Origin of the sequence: Ruminococcus gauvreauii, from assembly GCF_025151995.1 — a bacterium.
In the GTDB taxonomy this organism is placed as follows: domain Bacteria; phylum Bacillota; class Clostridia; order Lachnospirales; family Lachnospiraceae; genus Ruminococcus_G; species Ruminococcus_G gauvreauii.
Map to the genome: position 1 here is coordinate 2,333,414 of NZ_CP102290.1, position 14,564 is coordinate 2,347,977.

Genomic DNA, 14,564 nt, shown 5'->3' on the forward strand with positions numbered 1-14,564 from the left:
AGGCGGGAGCCCGGCGGTGTAGCCAGGCTGCGAAATAACCAGGTGATGAGTTTTCTGGAGGAGAAGGACCGAATACAATTACATCGGTTTCAAGTTTTTATTAAGCCTCTCAACCATCCATGATAAGCGGCTGCTTCGTCCCGCATCTGTCTTAGCATCGAAATACGCCCGGGTATATGTTTTTTTGACTGACGGTGACATAGACAGGAAATTAGTATAAGCCGGTTCATACTCTTTCAGCAGCTCGGACACAGAAGCAATCTGGTCTTCTGTGATTGCCGCAGGTTTTGAGGCGTTCCACTGCCCATTTTTCCTGGCCTCCTCTATTTTTTGTCTGCCATAGTCTGTCATGAGCCCCTGTTTTTCAAGCTTTTCGGTCAGTGCTTTGTTCTTTTCGGACCACTTGCTGTTCTCTCTGCGCATAGAGAAGTATTTTTTATAAGATCTGTCGTCAATGCGCTGCATTTGCCCGTCAATCCATCCAAAACAAAGGGCCTCTTCGAGCGCCTCACCGGCTTTTAACGTTTTGGGTCCGCCTGCCTTACCGAGCAGCAGCCAGATTCCCTCTTCTGACAGACAATGCTCCGTCAGCCATTTTCTAAAATCCTCTCTGCTGGAAAACTCCATCATTTCATTCATAGTAAGGCTCCCTTCTTGTCCTTTTTCCTTCGACATGTATTTGATCTCATTGTAGCAAAAAACGTGAGGCTTGACTATGCCTGTCACCACTTAAGTTCAAAAAAAGACCGTCTGTGGTTTTTCTGTGGATATGGCGTGCCGTATACCCTATACTGTAACCATAAGGGGGGTGATACTGCATGCAGATTGAAATAAAAATTGACACGTCTTGTCTGGAACCGAGAGTAATTGTACTGACAGATAAGATAACCGATGAGGTGCAGGCGCTGGTCAGGAGGCTTTCAGATGAGACACCACAGATTCTTGCCGGATTCCGGGAAGATGTGCTTGAGATACTGGAACAGTCAGACATCATTAGGATCTATGCTGCGGCCGGGAAAGTGTTTGCGGCAACCTCCGGAGGGGAATATAAGCTTCGCCGGAGGATTTACGAACTGGAAGAGTGGCTTGATAAAAATTACTTTGTCCGTATTTCAAACTCTGAAATCGTAAATCTCAAAAAGGTAAAAAGTTTCGATCTGAGTTTTGCCGGAACAATCTGTGTTGCCATGTCAGACGGAACAAATGCTTATGTTTCAAGGCGCTACGTTGCAAAAATCAAAAAAGTATTGGGGATTTGAGGTGAGAAGAGTGAAAAAACAAATATTTTTAAGGGGAATTTTAGGGTTTCCGCTCGGGATTGCGTTAGGAAATATAATCTCGCTCGTGATATCTTTCAGGTGGGGGGAAGGATATTATCAGCCCTGTGTTCCCGCGCTTATTGAAGCTATGGGAAATGAGATCAATGCGGTGGCTTTGCAGACATTTCTGTGCGGGCTGCTGGGAGCTTCTTTTGGAATGATTTCTTTGATATGGGAAATGGATGAATGGAGTATCGTTAAACAGACAGGGATCTATTTCTTGAGCGCGTCGCTGATTATGATGCCGATTGCGTATTTTACAAACTGGATGGACCATACAGTGATCGGGTTTGTCAAATATTTTGGTGTGTTCATCGCGATTTTTGTTGTTGTGTGGATTGTTCAGTATTTTATATGGAAAGTCAAGATACGAAAAATGAATTTGAGAATTGGGGAGCGGTAAAATTAATATCAGATGAAATTTCAATAAATTTTGTAAAGATAATGTAAGGCTATGAAAAACACAGTAAAATCAACTCGTGCGGGAAGGGAAAGGGCGGCTCTCCTGCTTCATCTTCCGGCTGCCAGCCCCCATCTTCTGGAGCAGTCGCTTACCAGAATGGCAGTCTCAATTTTTGGAATCAGGCCGGGCTGATGTGCTCCATGGCAATGGCGTCTGCCGTTCTTGCGCCCAGATAGTTATGCTTCGTGATTCCGGCGGGTATGGGGACGTTTCTCATACACGACCAGAGAGACGATAACCTTTAACCCCCATACATCTGCCGGTATGTATTCTCCAGGCTCTTCAGCATGATCTCACCCACAGTAACGGCATCTTCTATCGTGAGATAACGATCAGCCCTGGAATCCAGAATAACGGCGCCAAGTGCCAGACAGACTTCCTGGATCTGTGCGGGATGTTTACCCGTGATAAACCGGCTTATTTCTTTTTCCGAGGCATGATCAAATTTCGTGCCCCTGATCAGACCATCCTGCAGTCCGCCGAAGGTGACCAGCGGGGAAGAGTCCGGGGCGCCGTCTGCGCAGTGCAGATAGTGCAGGATCACCAGCTGATGCCTGTCTTCCGGTTTGGGGGTACATTCATATTCTCCTTGTCAAGCTAAGCGTTTGAAGCGGGTCAAGCCTGCAGTTCACGAATCAATTCCTTGATCTGTGATATGATTTTTCTGCGGTATATGCCCAGATAACCGGATCTGTCAGCGATTCTGTACAGATGCTCCCGGCAGATCAGTACGATATCCGGCTGTGAGATTTCAAAGACGGTAAAGTAAGAGGTCATGCGGAGCAGCAGTGCCTGCTGTCCCTCTTTTACCATAAGTCCACCCTCTTTATCGGACAGTCCCCGCTGAGGAACGAAATGGTAATTATCGCAGCTTTCCAGTATACGCAGGATATTTTTCAGATGCAGCACATAAGTCTCCGGTGTATAACGAAGAGGTTTTTCATTCATGCCGCAGGAGAGTATAATAGGAACCACACCGGCACGAACTTCCTCCGCGGTAGCCAGATTTACGATGTCAATTAGCTCATACTTATTCCGCTCTCTTTCGATCATTGCCATCTCATCAATGTACAGTCTGCCAAATCTCTTCAAATCTTCATTTTTTGTTTTCTCGATACAGTAAGCCATCAGTTCGGGAGGAGCAGTCTCCGCGGACAAAGCAGGCAGTTTCTGAATACGCGTTCCGGTAGAAGTGAGGAATTTTGTAAAACATTTTTTCAGCTTCTCGGGCAGTGTATAGATTTCCATCATCGGACGGCAGAGGGAAAGGTAATCCTGAAATTCTGTTTCATACGTTTGAAGCAGCCGCAGGTCGGTGGTCAGCATCGTTGCATATCCGGATTGCCTGCCTGCTATGGAGTTTGAAGTCATGGCAATCTTGCCTGGCACCAGTACCAGTGTACGCCTGTGAACCTGATCACGGATCCGGGGATAATAATATGCGTTTGCATTCTCTGTAAGATAGACAGGTATCCAGCGAAGAAGAGAATCAAAGGCGTGATCAGCGGAACTTACAGGAGGTGTAATATGGCAAAATTGAAAACCTTTCTGTATAAGTTTTAACCCCCAGTTCTGCAGATTGCAAAGAAACTCTGGATCTTCTGAGATCCATTCATCCGACTGATCTGCGTATAATAAAATGGTACTGGGCTCATCCAGTGAGAGCAGATGCCTGATAAGTGTTCGCGCTGCCACACGTTTTCCTTCACTGTTGAAGTAAAGTGTGTTGCTGGTATTGACGCTGCAGGATTCAGGAAGAGAATCAGTATTTCCATTCTCGAATGTAAGATTTTCAAAAGTGCGCATAAAACGCCCCACACCGTCGGAATCGCCCAGGAGCCAGTAATAGAGGATTTCGGAGAGCTGGTCATTTTTCGCTGTACTGGACAGGTTGATGCCCAATATTTCAGAGAGCGCCTGTCGCTGGTATTTTGTCGTACATCGTTTTGTAAAGAAATGCGCCATAATTTTCAGATATTCCCGGTTGCGCGGAACCCCTCGTGATCCCGTGCGGAGACGGCTGATCAGGGAGGGATCAACCTGAAGTTCCCGTGCCAGCATGCGGTTTGTAGTTTGTGTCAGATCCATCATAAATGTCAGTTTTTCGTATAGCTGCATGTAATCACCACCTTTTTTGTCCAATATACATCAAAAGTTTTAAAACACAATCAAATGTCATCACTAATGACACGAAAGTGTCAATGCCAAATCGCTCATGTGCATTGATATTAAACAGGAGATGAAGTATCCTGAAATAAGAGATATTATATCACAAAAGAGATAATTCATGTCCTGAAAAACATGAAAAATATTGCATATGCAATAAAAAATCTTCTAAGAAAGTCTGTCCTCAAAAAAATAAGTGTTAGAAAGATAGAAACTGTCACTGTCATTGCCAAAATATGACAGGTGGATTTCATAACAATCAGATAAGGAGCACAGCTGTTGAGAGGCAGTGTCGCAAAGCTACAGGGGTTTCCCCTCCCGAGAATGTCCGGAGGAAAGCCAGCCAGTTGCGTTTGTAAAACCGGCTTTGCATGGAAAGGCCGGTTTTAACATTCATGAAAGGCGAATCAGGCAAGGAGTGCAGAAAAAAGACAGGAGCGAGTCCAATGGAGAAGAAAAAGAAAAGAGTTACACCGGCAGCGGTGGCAGGCATTGTCCTGTGCGTGATATTCATTCCGATTATCATCATTAATCTCGTGCTGATCATCAGCAGTTACATAAATCAAGAAGAGCTTCCCGGAGTGTTCGGGATCAAGCCCGCGGTGGTACTTTCCGGTTCCATGGAGCCGGCCATAAAGCCTGGTGATCTGATATTTATTCATGATATCCGCGCAGATGAGCTGAAAAAGGATGATGTTATCTGTTATCTGCTGTCGGGCAAGGCGGTCACGCACCGCATAGTGGAGATCACCGCCGGTGAGGACGGGAAACGTCAATATATCACACAGGGAGATGCAAATAATGCAGAAGACCAGGCGGCGGTCACCGAACAGCAGATTCAGGGAATCTGGAAAGGCGGGCGGGTCGGGGGACTGGGTGATGTTATCTTATTTATGCAGTCAACCATCGGCATGATTCTCTTTATCATCTGTCCGCTGCTGCTCTTTTTTCTCTGGGATATCTGGCGCAGGCGCCGGATGGATAAGGCGGAGATCGCCCGGACCGCCGAGCTGGAGGCAGAACTTGCTGCCCTGAAATCTCGCAGAGAAGAAAATGATCACAGGGCGGATACGAAAGAACCATAAAACATTCTTAAGTATGCATTGGTCCAGGCTCCCGGGGCACAGCCGGGGGACAGCGGACCATACAGAACTGGGTACGAAAGTGTGCCTGGGATATCAAGTGCCGCAGGCACACGGGAACCCTATGCGGGCTCAGCTACTTCAGCCGGAGGGTTCTTATCAAGCACAGAAAGAGAGGAATAAGTTATGAAAAAAAGATCTTATGCAGCGCGTTTCGGCGCCATGGCACTGACGCTGACGTTGGTGACCGCATGTCTGTTGGGCGGAACGATGGCACGTTACGTCACGGAGGTAAGCGGCAGCGCGACGGCTGCTGTTGCTGCCTGGAGTTTTAAGGCGAACGAGAAAGATGGAACACAAAACTTTACATTGGATTTAGGGGATTCCCGAACAGCATACAAAACAGAGGACATTAAAGATAAGGTGATTGCTCCGGGAACCACTGGACAATTTGATATTGTAATTGACGGAACCGGAAGTGAGGTGGGGATTGATTACAGTGTAGCGATTGCAGCTGCTGACAAAACAGCACTTCCTGATGACATGGTATTTTCTACCGGTAAAATTACAGCTGATAATGCAGGAAAAAAATTATCAGAATTTAAGATCGATGATGCTACTATCCCATACAGTGCTGCTGCTGACGCTATGAAAGAGACCATTACCGTTTACTGGTCATGGGCGTTTGATGCGGATGATGCAACTGCTGTCAATGACAATACGTATGCTGATAAAGACTGGACATTAGATATCACCGTAACCGGAAAACAGGCAACGCCGGAAACACCGACAGCCTAAAACCAATCACCGATTCCGCCCCCTGTGCCGGGGCGGAATCTTTGAGGGCTTTCAGCCCTCGGCAAAGGGGAGCGGGATACCGCGCCTTTTGCCATAGGCTGAAATACCAGTTTCCCGAAAAGGAGGAACATGCCATGGAACGACCAGGCAGTGAATATAGAAAGAACGATGAAAGACAGGACAGGCGGCGTTTTCTGCCGCTGATTCTTTTGCTGCTCGTTTTGACGTTTATGACGTCCAGTATTGTAGGATTTATTCTGGGGCGAAACACGGCCGAGGCTCCTCTTGGGCAGGTCCTGGATACTGTATTGTTGTCTCCTGAGGAGGAGCTTTCGCAGACTGTTCTCCACCTGTCCGGCAGGGTTATGTATTCCGATGGCTCGCCGGCAGCAGGGCATACACTGGAACTTCACAGTGATCCTGTCAGAACGGTTTCCGCTGTTAATGGAGGATTTCTTTTTCCGAACGTGACCGCAGGTGATCATACGATCTCCGTATTGAACAAAGACGGTACGGTGGCGGCACAGCGCGGCATCAGGATTGTCGGTGACAGTGCCGGTGAGGGTGCATCCATTGAACGACTGGAGAACGGCGAATACCTGATTGCGGTTAACGCTGAACTGCGCGTTCTTGAGATTGACATCAACCTGGACGGCGGGGAATTGTACATAGATACCGAGCGGTTTTCCTATGCCACAAGAGACGGGATTGTTACGACACCGGGAGGCTCTGCCTCAATCAGGGATGGGGTTGTTGTGACTCCGGGCGGCAATTTATATCTGCCTGACGGAACCATTGTATTTCCGGGAGGTTCTGCAAAAGACCCCACCTATATCGTTCAGACAGATGATACCGTGCTGGTTGACCAGCCATTTTCCACCGGAGGAATTGAAGTTGCTTCTGACGGGACAGTGACGTTGGCGGATGGAACGGTCATCGCTCCCGGCGGTGAGATTCGGATGCCGGACGGAACAGTCAGCACACCGGGAGACACCGGTGTGATTATCAATAATCAGACCGTCAGCCCCATTGGTGACGGGCAACGGGAACAGCCGGATGTTTCCGTGACACCGGCTGCGGTGACTCCCCGTCCGACTCCCGGTGCACAGCGGGAAGAGACTGCAGTCACCACCCCCTGGCAGAACCCCGAACCGGAAGTGACGGTGATGCCAACTCCCGGTGCGGCGGACAGCGGGGATGATGATAACGGAAATAAAGATACGAATGAAGACCAGGGAGAGCTTCACATATTTGCGGAGAATCGAAAGGGAACGTTCACTGCATGGGAACAGCAGCGGGTCATTGACCTGTTTTATAACCGCGAAACTGATCGGCAGCAGACGATAGCCCCTGGTTCCAGCGGCTATTATTTGTTCCGGCTGGAAAACAGCAGAGATAAGAAACTGAACGTTACGGTTGGCATTTCCAGGCGGGCGGGCAGTTCTTACCTGCCGCTTCGGTTTATCCTGCGGCCGTCAGGTCAGAAAAAGGGCGGAGCTTCCGGCACACTGGAAAGCAATGAAAAATTGAAGTTAGAAACTGCAATAGCAGGGAATACCAGCACAGTTTACAGACTGGACTGGGAGTGGCCCTTCGAAGGCAGAGATGAAGCGGATACCTCCGCAGGCGGTCAGGGGGGGACGTATACGCTGCAATTGACGATTCATGCGGAGGAGGTGGGCTGAGATTGAGAAAACATCTGACAAAAGGGCGGATCATCGCTTATCTGCTCTATCTTGCCATGGCATGCACAGTTCTGCTCGGCGCCACCTACGCCCGATACCAGTCAACCGTCACAGGAACGGGCACGGCGCAGACGGCCGACATGGAAATGAATACGACGATTGATATGTCGGAGGCACTGCGGGGGCTGAAGCCGGGCAGTACAAAAGAGATTGAATTTAAGGTCAGCAATAAAAAAGGCACAGAGGTCAGTGAGGTGGCACAGGATTACACGATCACGATTGTTACAACCGGTAATCTTCCGCTGACATATCAGCTCATTTCTGAGGGGGATGCGGGTACGGGAAGATTTACAGAAGCTTCGGGTGGTAGTCAGGGGAATTCTCAGGTATGGACCGGCGGGTTTCTTCCCGCCGCAGAGACGGTGCATCAATACCGCCTGACGGTGACATGGGCCGTGGAAGATGCCGATGAACGTTATGCCGGCGAGATTGACATGGTGACACTGACGGTGGATGCAAAGCAGCATGAACCGGAAAGTATCTGAATGGACAGGAGGCACAATAAATGAATCAACGACATGTGGAAACCCACAGGAAAAAGCGGCGCCTCATGGCGCTGGCGATGTTGGCGTTGTTGCTTCTTCTGACCCTGGTGGGTGCCACGATTGCACGGTACATTCGCCAGCAGGAACAGAGCGCAGTGGCAGAACCGCAGGATTTTTACTTCACCAGCGATCTGCTCAAAGAGGAGGAACAAGGCGCAGTCTATGAGATCGACCCGCAGGCAGAAACGTTTACGGTTGTCTTATATAATTTTGCTGATATCAAAAGAATTACTTCAGAAACTCTTTCCTATCATGTATCCGTGACGGGCGGCACTGCGTCCTCTGAGTCCGGGACTTTAACCGGAGGGGCGGCGGACAGTGCACAGATCACCGTGACACCGGATAAAAACGCGGAAAGAATCACGGTGACTGCCATCGCAACAAAACCTTATAAAAAGACATTGACAGCTGCATTTAACCCGGCAGCCGGGGACCGGTATACTGTGACGGACAGCAAGGGAAACACAGCGGCTGTGCTCACAGTCACGCTGACCGGTACCGATGCAGCCCAGGGGATTACACTCATCCTTCCGGACGGTGTGATACCGGATGCCACTGATGATCGGGTAACGGCAAATGGCAGCGGCTATACATATGAGCTGCAGGGAAAGGGCGTATATTCTCTTGTACTGTTAAAGTCCGCTTCGGACGAAGATCTGACCCGGGGAGACACTGCATTTTCCGGCACGATTGATTTGACGGCTGGAAATCAATGATTGGCTAACTGAATGGAGGCGTTGCCATGAGGACAAAGACTCAGACAAAAAAATACATACAGGGAAGAGGCTGGCGCCGTGCACTGGCAGTGCTGCTGACATTTTGTCTTGCATTTGGCTCCGGGTATCCAGGACTTCTGAGTGCGTATGCGGAAGATTATGAGCCGGTTTCTTTTGTGGTGGGTGAAAATGTAACTGCGGTGCTGGCGGATAACGTGCTGACGGTATCAGGTGAGGGCGAGACGAATGATTTCAGCCCGGATACCGTGCCCTTCCGGGAGTACACGGCAGAGATTGACAGGCTTGTCATCGAAGAGGGCATTACATATATCGGCGCGTACCTTTTCTATGGCCTGGGAGAGTTGTCCGGTGAGCTGGTGCTTCCGCAGAGCATTGCCGGTTTTGGTGACTATGCTTTTTCCGGGGACAGCAAAGAACGTGCTCCCAGCTTTACTGCAGTACAAAACCTGTTTGAAACCGGGACAGAATCAGATAGTCCTCAGGAGATTCAGGATCCATCATCTCTGTTTTTTTCGGGTCAGTCAGGCAGCGTGACCTGCGCTGTGAACAACCAGGCGTTCCTCGACGCCGCGATGGCGGCGGGATATCAGATTCCGGAAGACGCAGCAGGAATGCAGGGGGAAGAACAGGAATCACAAGAGGTGCAGGCGGAGGATCAGACATCCGTAAGCGGGGAACTGCCGCTTCCGGATGTGGAGTCTCAGGAGGCAGGTGAAAAACCGGAGCTTCAGGCAGAGGATCCGGCTGCTGTGCGTCAGCAGGCCGCAGCGGGCACCGGTGAGTACAGAGAGATTTATGTGGATCAGACCAATGGAAACGATAGTGGTGCTGGAACACAGGAGAACCCTGTCAGGACTTTTGATGAGGCGGCAGGGAAGCTGCAGACTTCGGCCGAGGGCGGTACGGTGGATAATAACAGAATTGTTATTATCGGTACGTATCAGCTGGGAAACGGGGAAACGGAGCTTCTTAAGACAAGACCGGTTCCAGTCACGATTACCGGAGGTACGCTGATTGGAGCTCAGACAAATAGTGATTATGCATTATGGCTGCACGAAGCGTTTCGCCTGGAATCGATTTCTGTACAGTCCCTGAATCATATCTATGGAAATGGATATGACATTACGATAGGCGATAGCGTATCTAATGCGGCTTCCGGTTTCTATCTTTACGGTTCCGGTCAGAATGATCTGGCAGCAGCGGGAGTGGGGAAAATAACCGCTTACAGCAGCAATATCGTAAGAATCGTGGGATATGTGAGAAGTAAACCATCAATTGATGTGAAGGGGATGACTGCATACATTACTATAGGCGGAACAGCCTCTGTGAGCACTATCATAGCAGGCAGCGCCAGCGGTGCTGTGGAAAATGCAGATGTGGAGATTGATATTCAGGGCGGAACTGTGACGACTCTGACCGGGGGGAATCAGGGATTTAACGATGGGAATTCACTTTTCACAGGAAAAACAAGGATCAGCATTTCAGGAGGAACTGTAGGAAATCTCCTGGGAGCAGGGACCGGCAGAAGTGTGAGTATTCCCACTTATTGCGGACAGATGGATATTAACGTGACGGGCGGAAAGGTAGGAAATATCTATGGTGCCGGATCCGCGGCATTTGTCGTAAGCACTGGGGATGTTACCTCAGCCGTGAATATTTCAGTGACAGGCGGTGAGGTGGGAAATATTTTTGCCGCAGGAAAAGGCGGGGACTCGAGTGTTGGACCAACCGCCACATATCCGGCATTTAAGCGTGAGATGCCTCCGGAAAAGTTCGGCAGTCTGACCGGCGAAGCCAACATCACGGTCGGCGGTGACGCGCTGATCACCGGAAATATCTATGCCAGCGGGGAAGGAGATAAGCCTGTCACTTATGATTCCAAATCGAACGCCTATCTGGAGGGAAAGGCTGTTGTTACCGTGGAAGGAAACAGCACGATAAAAGGCAGCGTCTATGGCGGAGGAAAAGGCATCAGTGAAACGGGATATGAAAAGTGTGCACTCGTGAAGGAAAATTCACAGGTGAAAATTCTTGTTGCGGGCGGTACGGTGCAGGGAAATGTGTATGGAGGCGGTCAGACGGCGGAGACCGAAGGCTCCACCTCGGTTGTAATGGCTGCCGGAAATGTGCAGGGCAATGTCTACGGAGGCGGAGAGAACGGTCTGGTACATGGAAAAACTTCGGTCTCATTAAGCGGCGGAACCGTAACCGGCTCAGTTTATGGAGGCGCGCTTGGAATTCCGGGTGAGCGGCTGGTCTACGGCGGCTCCACGGTGAATATGACGGGAGGCTGGGTGAGAGGCAATGTCTACGGCGGCAGTGAGCTGAGCAATGACGGACCGGAAGAAGACAGGCAGGATGATCTGGTGTTTGTCAACCTGACAGGGGGCTGGGTGAGCGGCAACGTCTTTGGCGGCGGTTACCAGGGAGTCATTCATGGTTCCACGCATCTGCATATCGGCAGAGGGGCTCTGGGCGAATGTGCGTATTACATGGCACATCAGGGGGAGCAGCCGAAACTTACATTTTCTGAGCTTACAGTGGACGGTTCGGTCTATGCGGGCGGCGACTACGGAGGCGGAAGCACGGTGGATTATTCTGCCATCACGGTAACCGGGACTTCTCATGTCTATATTGACGGGACAGGGTATGACACAGAAGGCGGAACCGGGATCAGCATGATGATTTCCGGCGGTGTGTTTGGAAGCGGGGCTTCCTGCGATGCGGGATCTACCCGTCTGGTCACGCTGAAAGATTATGGAAAACCTGTTAAGGATGAAAACGGAATCATCGGGGGAGCTACCCGTACTCTGACCGCTATTCAGCGGGCAGACCGTGTACTGTTAAAAAACGCCCACATACAGCTGACGGGTGAGTCAGATGTGGCAAACTCTAATCAGACGGCACTCTACTCACTGAATCGTATCGGGGATCATGGACCTCTTGAGACACTGGGAAGCCTTGGAAACGGTCTGGTACTTCAGGGGGGGAGCACGGTGATACTGGATTCGGCAGCCATAGAGACGGCGAACCTGAAGAGTGTCGACCACGAGGGAAAGGAAGTAACCCTGGCGGGGCTTAGTACTGTTCCGAATACCGTGCTTTTTGGTTCCGGAATCGTGTTCCGGGTCTCCTGCACAAATCCGAATACGAAAAAAGCAGATTATGGGGCAGTATCGGGTTATGCGTATATGATAGCAGAGGACCGGGCAGACGCGTATGCCTATGCCCGCGTAAAGACAGATACGATAAACTCATCAGACGGGGGCTTTTGTGCACCGGGAGGGAATGAGGAACTGGCCTACCACAATGTCAACGAGGAGTACCGATACTGGCAGATTAAGGGGAATGAGGCCACCGCCGACCGTTATGCGGTGCTGACCGCCCAGACGCTTAAGAAGGACGAAAGCGGATTTGGAGACGATGGCTATTCCGTGGCTGTGGGATCCATAGAGCTGCCGCCTGCTGAGGGAAGCGGCGCTTACACCATCCAGAGCATCACCCTTCCTATAGACACGGGATTATCCCTCGCGGATGCTGCGAAAGATAATCTGAAAGGCTCGTGGAAGACTTCCGAGACAAACGGACCATCCGGGGGGGAAAAGATTGATCTGGCAGGAGAACAACAGAAAATATCAGATAGTCCTCAGACCACATTTGGATTGTCCATGGGGACAGGCGGCAAGGTGATTTCTGCTGCATCTGCCAGCGCGGAGGGTGCAAATACTGTCATTGGTCAGACCTTGTCGGCTGATACGAGCGGCAGCACACCCGTTATAGAGTTTTATCTGACCTATAAAAATGACGGGATCATCGTCAGCAGAAGCCTGGGTACCGTCGTTGTCATTCTGCAAAATGAGAAGGGAGCGAAGATTGCACTGAATGTGGAGATCGTTACGAAGGCCAGCAGACTCGCGGACCAGACTGTAGATCTCTATGCAACGCAGGCCGGAAGTTATACCGGCAGGCTGGTCATTCCCTCAGGGGAGAGCCGCAGCCTGAGGTTAACCGGCGTAGAACAAGCCGGAACCGGGCTTATATCTGCCGGGGGTACACTTACCGGCCATCAGTTTTCCGTGACTATGCAGCCCGTAAAGTCTCAGGGCTGGAAAACATCAGGACTGATGACGGAGCCGTTTGATCTGGGAGGCTACAGCTCTGCAAGCCTGATCGGGAATACGGACAGCCGGTATCAGGCGCCTGTGGAATTTACGCTTAACAACGTATCGGATTTCCAGGCAAAGACTGATATTGATCAGGTGACACTTATATTTGAGGACGAAACCGGCAGTGCCAGGATTACTCTTAATATCCACTGGCAGGAATCGGTGGTTTCTGAAGTATGTACGATGAGGGGCAGACAATACAACGGAGGAACTTCACAGGGGGAGGTGAGCATTTCTCAAAAGAGTGCTGCCACTGCAGTGTTTACGCTGGGAAGCGCAACGACAGCCGGAGGCCTCTGGCTGGAGCTTCGAAAGAGTCCGGGAAAAACGGTGTTCCCTGCCGGAACGAAGCTGACGCTGCTTGGACTTAACGGTTTTTATAGTTATATCACGACAGGGACAGAGACAAAAATCGCGCTGATCGATTTTACAGGAATGTGGAACAGCAGTCATCCGGAAGGCAATATCACGAGAGAAACGCAGCTGACGGTAATCATGGATTTTGGCGCCGTAGAATCATTGGCGAACGGTGATTACAGTCTGCGGCTTCGCAGCAACACCGGGGCAGATTCCAATGGGGCTGATTTTACCGTGAACAACAGCGACGCGAGACTTGCCCTGTCTGGAATCGGCGGGTTCTCCAGAGGAGAACATGCGGTTACACTGACGGTCTCACCTGATTCAGATACGCGTTTTGCAGACGGCGCTGTGGCAGTGCTCTCGCCCAAAAACGGCAGTGCATTTCCGGTCGGTGCGGCGTTTATCTGCGGGGAAAAGACATATTATCCGAGCGGAGGCAAGGTCTATGTTCCCCTTGAGGGCAGCGGCACGCATACAGTGTCAATGAACACAGAACACTCTGCCGGTCTGGAAACCGGTGAATACAGCATTCAGGCAGAACTGTTTCCCTGCGGTTGGAATGCAGGAAAGACAACCGGCGCTGTCAGGACATCATCTGCCGGCTTCCAGGTGACAGACAATCCTGTTTACGCACTTTTTGTCAGCATGAAAGACAAAGAGCGGGTGGCGCAGGCGGGCCAGACGCTTTCATTTACCGCGGAATATGCGGCGGCGGACACCGGAACAGATTCGGCCGTCATCGATGTCCGTGTGCAGAAGAAGACTGGAGAAGCTTATGAGGATGCCGGGATCTGGGCCGTGAGTGGGAATAGGATTCAGACGGGAGAGCGTACACAGGAACTGACGGTTACGGTACCGCAGGGTGTGGGAACGGGAACTTACAGGCTGTTATTTGCACTGGGGGACCAGGAGGTTCCTTATAATATACTGATAAATTAGATGGAATCATGGATAATTTTATATGTACACCTGAACCACCCCTGTGCTATAATAAAAAACCTAAAGACAATTGAAAAAATATTTTCTTCTATCCATCTAAATGGAACGCGGAATTGGGTGAAAATCCCGGCGAGTCGGTCACTGTGAAGCCTTTTATCAGGATAAGTCAGACACGCGGGAAGAAAATGGTGCTTCTGCCGGAACCGGAAGCACGCTTCCATGGGATGGCTGTTTTGCGGTATCC

The 14,564-nt window shown here is 50.4% G+C and carries 11 protein-coding genes, 1 pseudogene and 1 riboswitch; of the genes and pseudogenes, 9 read left to right on the forward strand and 3 right to left on the reverse strand.

Translation table 11 applies throughout. The features are described 5' to 3' along the window. Nucleotides 1-78 precede the first annotated feature (78 nt). Nucleotides 79-639 (reverse strand): YdeI/OmpD-associated family protein, encoded by a 561-nt coding sequence (locus tag NQ502_RS11335; protein ID WP_028528482.1) that lies wholly within the window; start codon nucleotides 637-639, stop codon nucleotides 79-81. 179 nt (nucleotides 640-818) lie between these two features. Here NQ502_RS11335 and NQ502_RS11340 point away from each other — a divergent pair, with 179 nt between their 5' ends. From NQ502_RS11340 to NQ502_RS11350, 3 genes are read left to right on the forward strand one after another with little or no spacing between them, the layout of a single operon-like run. Beyond that, nucleotides 819-1,259: a LytTR family DNA-binding domain-containing protein gene (locus tag NQ502_RS11340; RefSeq protein WP_028528483.1), complete on the forward strand. Its 441-nt coding sequence runs from the start codon at nucleotides 819-821 to the stop codon at nucleotides 1,257-1,259. A gap of 10 nt (nucleotides 1,260-1,269) precedes the next feature. Next, entirely contained in the window at nucleotides 1,270-1,722 is a 453-nt protein-coding gene (locus NQ502_RS11345) for a DUF3021 domain-containing protein (RefSeq protein WP_028528484.1), read from the forward strand. A gap of 51 nt (nucleotides 1,723-1,773) precedes the next feature. Further along, complete coding sequence (locus NQ502_RS11350) at nucleotides 1,774-1,914, forward strand: hypothetical protein (RefSeq protein ID WP_156887904.1); 141 nt, start codon at nucleotides 1,774-1,776, stop codon at nucleotides 1,912-1,914. Nucleotides 1,915-2,023: 109 nt separating this feature from the next. Here the strand turns inward: NQ502_RS11350 and NQ502_RS11355 are convergent. After that, a pseudogene (locus NQ502_RS11355) lies at nucleotides 2,024-2,332 on the reverse strand (DUF3786 domain-containing protein); the annotation flags it as partial. A gap of 65 nt (nucleotides 2,333-2,397) precedes the next feature. Beyond that, nucleotides 2,398-3,900, reverse strand: coding sequence for a hypothetical protein (locus NQ502_RS11360; RefSeq protein ID WP_028528486.1), 1,503 nt, complete (start codon nucleotides 3,898-3,900; stop codon nucleotides 2,398-2,400). Nucleotides 3,901-4,207: 307 nt separating this feature from the next. Further along, nucleotides 4,208-4,303, forward strand: a riboswitch (cyclic di-GMP riboswitch). Between the two features lie 91 nt (nucleotides 4,304-4,394). On the opposite strand from NQ502_RS11360, the gene NQ502_RS11365 reads away from it, so the two are divergent. From NQ502_RS11365 to NQ502_RS11390, 6 genes are all read left to right on the forward strand, one after another. Next, nucleotides 4,395-5,033 carry a signal peptidase I gene (locus NQ502_RS11365; RefSeq protein WP_028528487.1) on the forward strand — a complete coding sequence of 213 codons (639 nt, stop codon included), beginning with the start codon at nucleotides 4,395-4,397 and terminating at the stop codon, nucleotides 5,031-5,033. Between the two features lie 183 nt (nucleotides 5,034-5,216). Further along, the gene (locus NQ502_RS11370; protein ID WP_028528488.1) at nucleotides 5,217-5,828 is read left to right on the forward strand and encodes a hypothetical protein; all 612 of its coding nucleotides are present in this window, start codon (nucleotides 5,217-5,219) and stop codon (nucleotides 5,826-5,828) included. 134 nt (nucleotides 5,829-5,962) lie between these two features. Beyond that, on the forward strand, nucleotides 5,963-7,513 hold the full coding sequence (locus tag NQ502_RS11375; protein WP_028528489.1) for a hypothetical protein: 1,551 nt from the start codon (nucleotides 5,963-5,965) through the stop codon (nucleotides 7,511-7,513). A 2-nt stretch (nucleotides 7,514-7,515) separates the two neighbouring features. After that, a complete protein-coding gene (locus NQ502_RS11380; protein ID WP_028528490.1) occupies nucleotides 7,516-8,058 on the forward strand; it encodes a M73 family metallopeptidase in 543 nt (180 codons plus the stop codon). Nucleotides 8,059-8,078: 20 nt separating this feature from the next. Then, the gene (locus NQ502_RS11385; protein WP_028528491.1) at nucleotides 8,079-8,834 is read left to right on the forward strand and encodes a hypothetical protein; all 756 of its coding nucleotides are present in this window, start codon (nucleotides 8,079-8,081) and stop codon (nucleotides 8,832-8,834) included. 26 nt (nucleotides 8,835-8,860) lie between these two features. Beyond that, nucleotides 8,861-14,320: a leucine-rich repeat domain-containing protein gene (locus NQ502_RS11390; RefSeq protein ID WP_028528492.1), complete on the forward strand. Its 5,460-nt coding sequence runs from the start codon at nucleotides 8,861-8,863 to the stop codon at nucleotides 14,318-14,320. The last annotated feature ends 244 nt before the right edge of the window (nucleotides 14,321-14,564 follow it).

Coding starts and splice junctions, on each gene's coding strand:
- NQ502_RS11390 (WP_028528492.1), top strand. CDS start 8,861: ATGAGGACAAAGACTCAGACAAAAAAATACATACAGGGAAGAGGCTGG.
- NQ502_RS11370 (WP_028528488.1), top strand. CDS start 5,217: ATGAAAAAAAGATCTTATGCAGCGCGTTTCGGCGCCATGGCACTGACG.
- NQ502_RS11340 (WP_028528483.1), top strand. CDS start 819: ATGCAGATTGAAATAAAAATTGACACGTCTTGTCTGGAACCGAGAGTA.
- NQ502_RS11360 (WP_028528486.1), bottom strand. CDS start 3,900: ATGCAGCTATACGAAAAACTGACATTTATGATGGATCTGACACAAACT.
- NQ502_RS11335 (WP_028528482.1), bottom strand. CDS start 639: ATGAATGAAATGATGGAGTTTTCCAGCAGAGAGGATTTTAGAAAATGG.
- NQ502_RS11375 (WP_028528489.1), top strand. CDS start 5,963: ATGGAACGACCAGGCAGTGAATATAGAAAGAACGATGAAAGACAGGAC.
- NQ502_RS11385 (WP_028528491.1), top strand. CDS start 8,079: ATGAATCAACGACATGTGGAAACCCACAGGAAAAAGCGGCGCCTCATG.
- NQ502_RS11365 (WP_028528487.1), top strand. CDS start 4,395: ATGGAGAAGAAAAAGAAAAGAGTTACACCGGCAGCGGTGGCAGGCATT.
- NQ502_RS11350 (WP_156887904.1), top strand. CDS start 1,774: ATGAAAAACACAGTAAAATCAACTCGTGCGGGAAGGGAAAGGGCGGCT.